Source organism: Peptoniphilus sp., assembly GCF_022767005.1.
In the GTDB taxonomy this organism is placed as follows: Bacteria; Bacillota; Clostridia; order Tissierellales; family Peptoniphilaceae; genus Peptoniphilus_A.
Genome location: NZ_JALEOV010000017.1, coordinates 1 through 4428 on the forward strand (window position 1 = coordinate 1; position 4428 = coordinate 4428).

General features: G+C 33.5%; 4 protein-coding genes and 1 pseudogene. 4 read left to right on the top strand and 1 reads right to left on the bottom strand.

The features are described 5' to 3' along the window. Window positions 1-13: 13 nt before the first annotated feature. The 4 genes from MR285_RS01335 to gloB all read left to right on the top strand — a co-directional run bounded on the left by MR285_RS01335 (window position 14) and on the right by gloB (window position 3700). Window positions 14-541 carry a methylated-DNA--[protein]-cysteine S-methyltransferase gene (locus MR285_RS01335; RefSeq protein ID WP_293557321.1) on the top strand — a complete coding sequence of 176 codons (528 nt, stop codon included), beginning with the start codon at window positions 14-16 and terminating at the stop codon, window positions 539-541. A 145-nt stretch (window positions 542-686) separates the two neighbouring features. Then, the gene (locus MR285_RS01340; RefSeq protein WP_075660092.1) at window positions 687-968 is read left to right on the top strand and encodes a co-chaperone GroES; all 282 of its coding nucleotides are present in this window, start codon (window positions 687-689) and stop codon (window positions 966-968) included. 11 nt (window positions 969-979) lie between these two features. After that, entirely contained in the window at window positions 980-2602 is a 1623-nt protein-coding gene (gene groL, locus MR285_RS01345; RefSeq protein ID WP_293557322.1) for a chaperonin GroEL, read from the top strand. Between the two features lie 402 nt (window positions 2603-3004). Continuing rightward, the gene (gene gloB, locus MR285_RS01350; RefSeq protein ID WP_293557323.1) at window positions 3005-3700 is read left to right on the top strand and encodes a hydroxyacylglutathione hydrolase; all 696 of its coding nucleotides are present in this window, start codon (window positions 3005-3007) and stop codon (window positions 3698-3700) included. 56 nt (window positions 3701-3756) lie between these two features. On the opposite strand, the pseudogene MR285_RS01355 reads toward gloB, so the two are convergent. Beyond that, window positions 3757-4428 (bottom strand): annotated as a pseudogene (locus tag MR285_RS01355) (sodium-dependent transporter); the annotation flags it as partial.

Here is a 4428-nt window from a genome sequence, read left to right on the forward strand (position 1 = left end):
TTTTGGAGGGCTTATGCTTTATAAAAAAATTTACAACTCTCCACTTGGAAAAATTTATTTAATCTTTGATGAAGAATTTTTACTTGGATTATATTTTGAAAATCAAAAATATTTTGGAGATGCTATAAAGGGAGAAGAAATAGAAAATTTTGATTCAAGAGATGGAGAACTTTCAAATAAAAATTTAGAAGTTACAGAAAAGTGGCTTGATTTATATTTTAGTGGTGAAGAGCCAAAATTCATGCCTTGCATAAAACTTATTGGAACAGAGTTTAGAAGAGATGTGTGGAAAATTTTATTAGAGATACCCTATGGAGAAACTACTACATATAAAGCTATCTCAGAGAAATTAATAGAGAGCGGAAAGTATAAGAGAATGTCGGCGCAAGGGGTAGGTGGTGCAGTTGGGCACAACCCAATATCAATAATAGTACCTTGTCATAGAGTAGTGGGAGTCGATGGCAGTCTCACAGGCTATGCTGGAGGACTTGCGAGAAAAAAGAGATTACTTCAAAATGAAGGTTTCAAGTTTAAAAAATAGATTTGGAAATAAAAGCTTGCTTATAAAAAGTGAAGCTTTTATTTTTTTATTTTGCACTCAACCCTTGAAAAATTTTTGCCAATGTATTATTATATATATTAGCAGAAGGCGTTGCCGAGTGCTAATAAAAAGGAGGTAAATATAGATGAAACTTAGACCACTTGACGATAAGATCGTCATCAAGAAAATTGAAAAAGAAGAAACAACTGCTTCAGGCATAGTACTTCCTTCTTCAGCTAAAGAGGAATCAAATATTGCAGAGGTTATTGCAATAGGAAATAAACTAGATACAGACGAAGATATGAAGGGACTTGTCAAAGTAGGAGATAAAGTTATTTTTTCAAAATACGCAGGAAATGACATTGAACTTGACAAGGAAAAATATACAATAATAAAGTTCCAAGATATCTTGGCAGTAATTGAATAAGGAGTGATAAAATGGCAAAGGAAATTAAATTTTCAGAAGATGCTAGAAAAGGCTTAATTAAAGGAATAAATACTCTTGCAGATACAGTTAAAGTAACACTTGGACCTAAGGGTAGAAATGTAATTTTAGACAAAGAATACGGCACACCACTAATCACAAATGATGGTGTAACTATTGCAAGAGAAATTGAATGTGAAGATAAATTTGAAAACATGGGAGCACAACTTTTAAAGGAAGTTGCTACAAAGACTAATGACGTTGCTGGCGATGGAACTACTACAGCTACTCTTCTTGCTCAAGCAATTATTAGAGAAGGGATGAGAAACATTGCAGCAGGTGCAAATCCAATGGTTTTACAAAAGGGAATTGCTAAAGCAGTAGAAAGTGCTGTTGAAGAAATCAAAAACTTCTCAACTGAAGTTTCTTCAAAACAAGCTATTGAACAAGTTGCTTCAATTTCAGCTGCAAATGAACAAGTTGGCAAACTTATTTCTGAAGCAATGGAAAAAGTTGGAAATGATGGAGTAATCACTGTTGAAGAATCTAAATCAATGGGTACAAGCCTAGATGTAGTTGAAGGTATGCAATTTGATAGAGGATACCTTTCACCATATATGGTAACTGACTCTGACAAAATGGTTGCAGAATTAGAAGACCCATATATTTTAATCACAGATAAGAAAATTTCAAATATTCAAGAAATTTTACCACTACTTGAACAAGTATTGCAAGCATCAAAACCACTTTTAATCATCGCAGATGACATTGATGGTGAAGCACTTGCAACTTTAGTAGTAAACTCACTAAGAGGAACACTAAGTGTTGTAGGAGTAAAGGCTCCTGGTTATGGCGATAGAAGAAAAGATATGCTACAAGACATTGCAATCTTAACTGGTGGACAAGTTGTATCCTCTGATTTAGGTCAAGACCTTAAAGATGCAACAATTGAAATGCTTGGATCTGCATCAAAGGTCAGAGTTGAAAAAGAACTCACAGTAATAGTAAATGGAGCTGGCGAAAAATCTGAACTTGAAAATAGAATTAGCCACATTAAAAACCAAATTGAAGAAACAGATTCAGAATTTGACAAAGAAAAATTACAAGAAAGACTTGCAAAACTTTCTGGTGGAGTTGCAGTAATCCAAGTAGGAGCAGCAACAGAAGTTGAATTGAAAGAAAGAAAACTAAGAATCGAAGATGCACTTGCAGCAACAAGAGCAGCAGTTGAAGAAGGTATAGTAGCTGGTGGTGGAACAGTATTAATTGACTCAATTGAAGCTGTTGCAAAAGTAGTTGATAAGTTAGAGGGCGACGAAAAAACTGGCGCAAACATCATTTTAAAAGCATTAGAAGAACCACTAAGACAAATAGCAGAAAATGCAGGACTAGAAGGTTCAGTTATAGTAGAGCATGTAAAGAAAAAAGAAAAGGGCATAGGCTTCGATGCATATAGATCAGAATATGTAGACATGAAAAAAGCAGGAATAGTAGACCCAACTAAAGTAACAAGATCAGCATTACAAAATGCAGCAAGCGTAGCTTCAATGATTTTAACAACAGAAGCAGCAGTTGCAAACATAAAAGAAGAAAAACCTGCAATGCCAGCAATGAATCCAGGAATGGGAATGATGTAATAGTGGTATAATCGTGTTTTTTCGCGATTATATAGTTTTACTGGGAAAAGGACTAAGTAAATAAAAAATCTTATCCAGCGAACCTAGAATTGAAATTAGAAAATAATTAGCATTTTCTAGAGATTTATTTAAACAGCCTCAATAAAAAGCAGTCTTGAGAGAGTCTGCTTTTTTTATGTTTTGTGGCGAATAGATTTAAAGCAAATTTTATAAAAGCTTATTAAAGGTTAAGAATTTAAGGGTTAAAAGAACATTGCTGGGAAAGCCATATATTATAAACAACTACAAGATAAAGTTTTATAAGTATCTTTTATCTGTATTAATTATAAAATAAAATTAATTTTATTAACGCATATTTGTTTAAATAGAGGCAATAAGAGTATGTATATTGTGAGGTGTTTTATGAATATTAATTATATAAAGGCTTTTGAGGACAATTATATTTGGACAATTGAAAAAGACGACAAAATCATTGTAGTTGATCCGGGAGATTCAGTTCCAGTCCTTAATTATTTAAAAAATAAAAAATTAGTTGCCATTCTTCTCACTCACAAGCATATGGATCATGTGGGCGGAGTGCCTAAGCTTAAAAATAAATACGATGCAAAGGTCTATGGACCAGTTGAAACTAAAGAATACAATGATGTAACCTTAAATGAAGGCGACGAGTTTGAAATACTAGATGAAAGTTTTAAAGTTATTTTAACTTCTGGTCACACAAAAGGACATATTTCATATTTAATGGGAGATAATTTATTTTGTGGCGACGCACTTTTTCTTGCGGGGTGTGGCAGAGTTTTCACGAAGGATTATAAAAAATCCTATGAAGGTCTTTTGAAATTAAAAAAATTAGATGATGATACAAAAGTTTATCCTGCACACGAATATTCTCTTGCTAATTTAGAATTTGCAAAGTCAGTGATTTCTAATTATGATTTAGAAAAAGAATATGAGAGAGTAAAAAAATTAAGGGAAGAAAACAAAATTACGCTTCCATCAACTATTGGCAAGGAGAAAAAAATAAATCCTTTTTTACTTGCAAGAAATTTAGAAGAGTTTATAATTTTTAGAAATAAGAAGGATAATTTTAAAGGGTAAAAATAAAAGTGTTGGCAAAAGAAAAGCCAACACTTTTTAAGTGTAAAAATCAAATATTAACCAATTCCGCCGAGAATTGCTCCTGCTATTAGGGCAATTACTGCTGCTGTAACATATACATATTTAGCAAGGGGATAGTACCATCCACCAATCTCTTTATTAGAGCCTTGGTTAACTGCGGATAGTGCATAATCCTTTCCTGCAACCCATAAGAACATTATTCCTGCAAGAGATGCGCCTAGTGGGCAGATGTAAATGGAAACTACGTCCATCCAACCACCTACTATTGCTTGGATAAAGATTGCAACAAGACATCCAATTATATGAATAGTTGTAGTTGCAATTACTCTTGAGAAATGAAATCTTTCTTCCAAGTAAGCAACAGGTGTTTCGTAAAGATTTATTATTGAGCTTACGCCTGCGAAAAGTACGCAAATGTAGAAAATAATTCCAACAATTCTTCCAACAGCCATTCCGTTAAATACATTTACTAAGTAGATAAACATAAGACCAGGACCACCAGTATCAAGAGGTGCATTTGCTGTTGCCATTGATGGTATAATTACGAAAGCTGCCAATAGTGCTGCAATAGTGTCGAATACTGCAACATTTCTTGCAGATGATGGTATACTTTCATTCTTAGGAAGGTAGGATCCATAAATTACAGTTCCATTTCCTGCAACTGATAGTGAGAAGAAGGCTTGCCCAAAGGCGTAAATCCAAACTTT

What these genes read in the sequence shown, in the direction of transcription:
- MR285_RS01335 (WP_293557321.1), top strand. Translation starts at nt 14, where the DNA reads ATGCTTTATAAAAAAATTTACAACTCTCCACTTGGAAAAATTTATTTA.
- MR285_RS01340 (WP_075660092.1), top strand. Translation starts at nt 687, where the DNA reads ATGAAACTTAGACCACTTGACGATAAGATCGTCATCAAGAAAATTGAA.
- groL (WP_293557322.1), top strand. Translation starts at nt 980, where the DNA reads ATGGCAAAGGAAATTAAATTTTCAGAAGATGCTAGAAAAGGCTTAATT.
- gloB (WP_293557323.1), top strand. Translation starts at nt 3,005, where the DNA reads ATGAATATTAATTATATAAAGGCTTTTGAGGACAATTATATTTGGACA.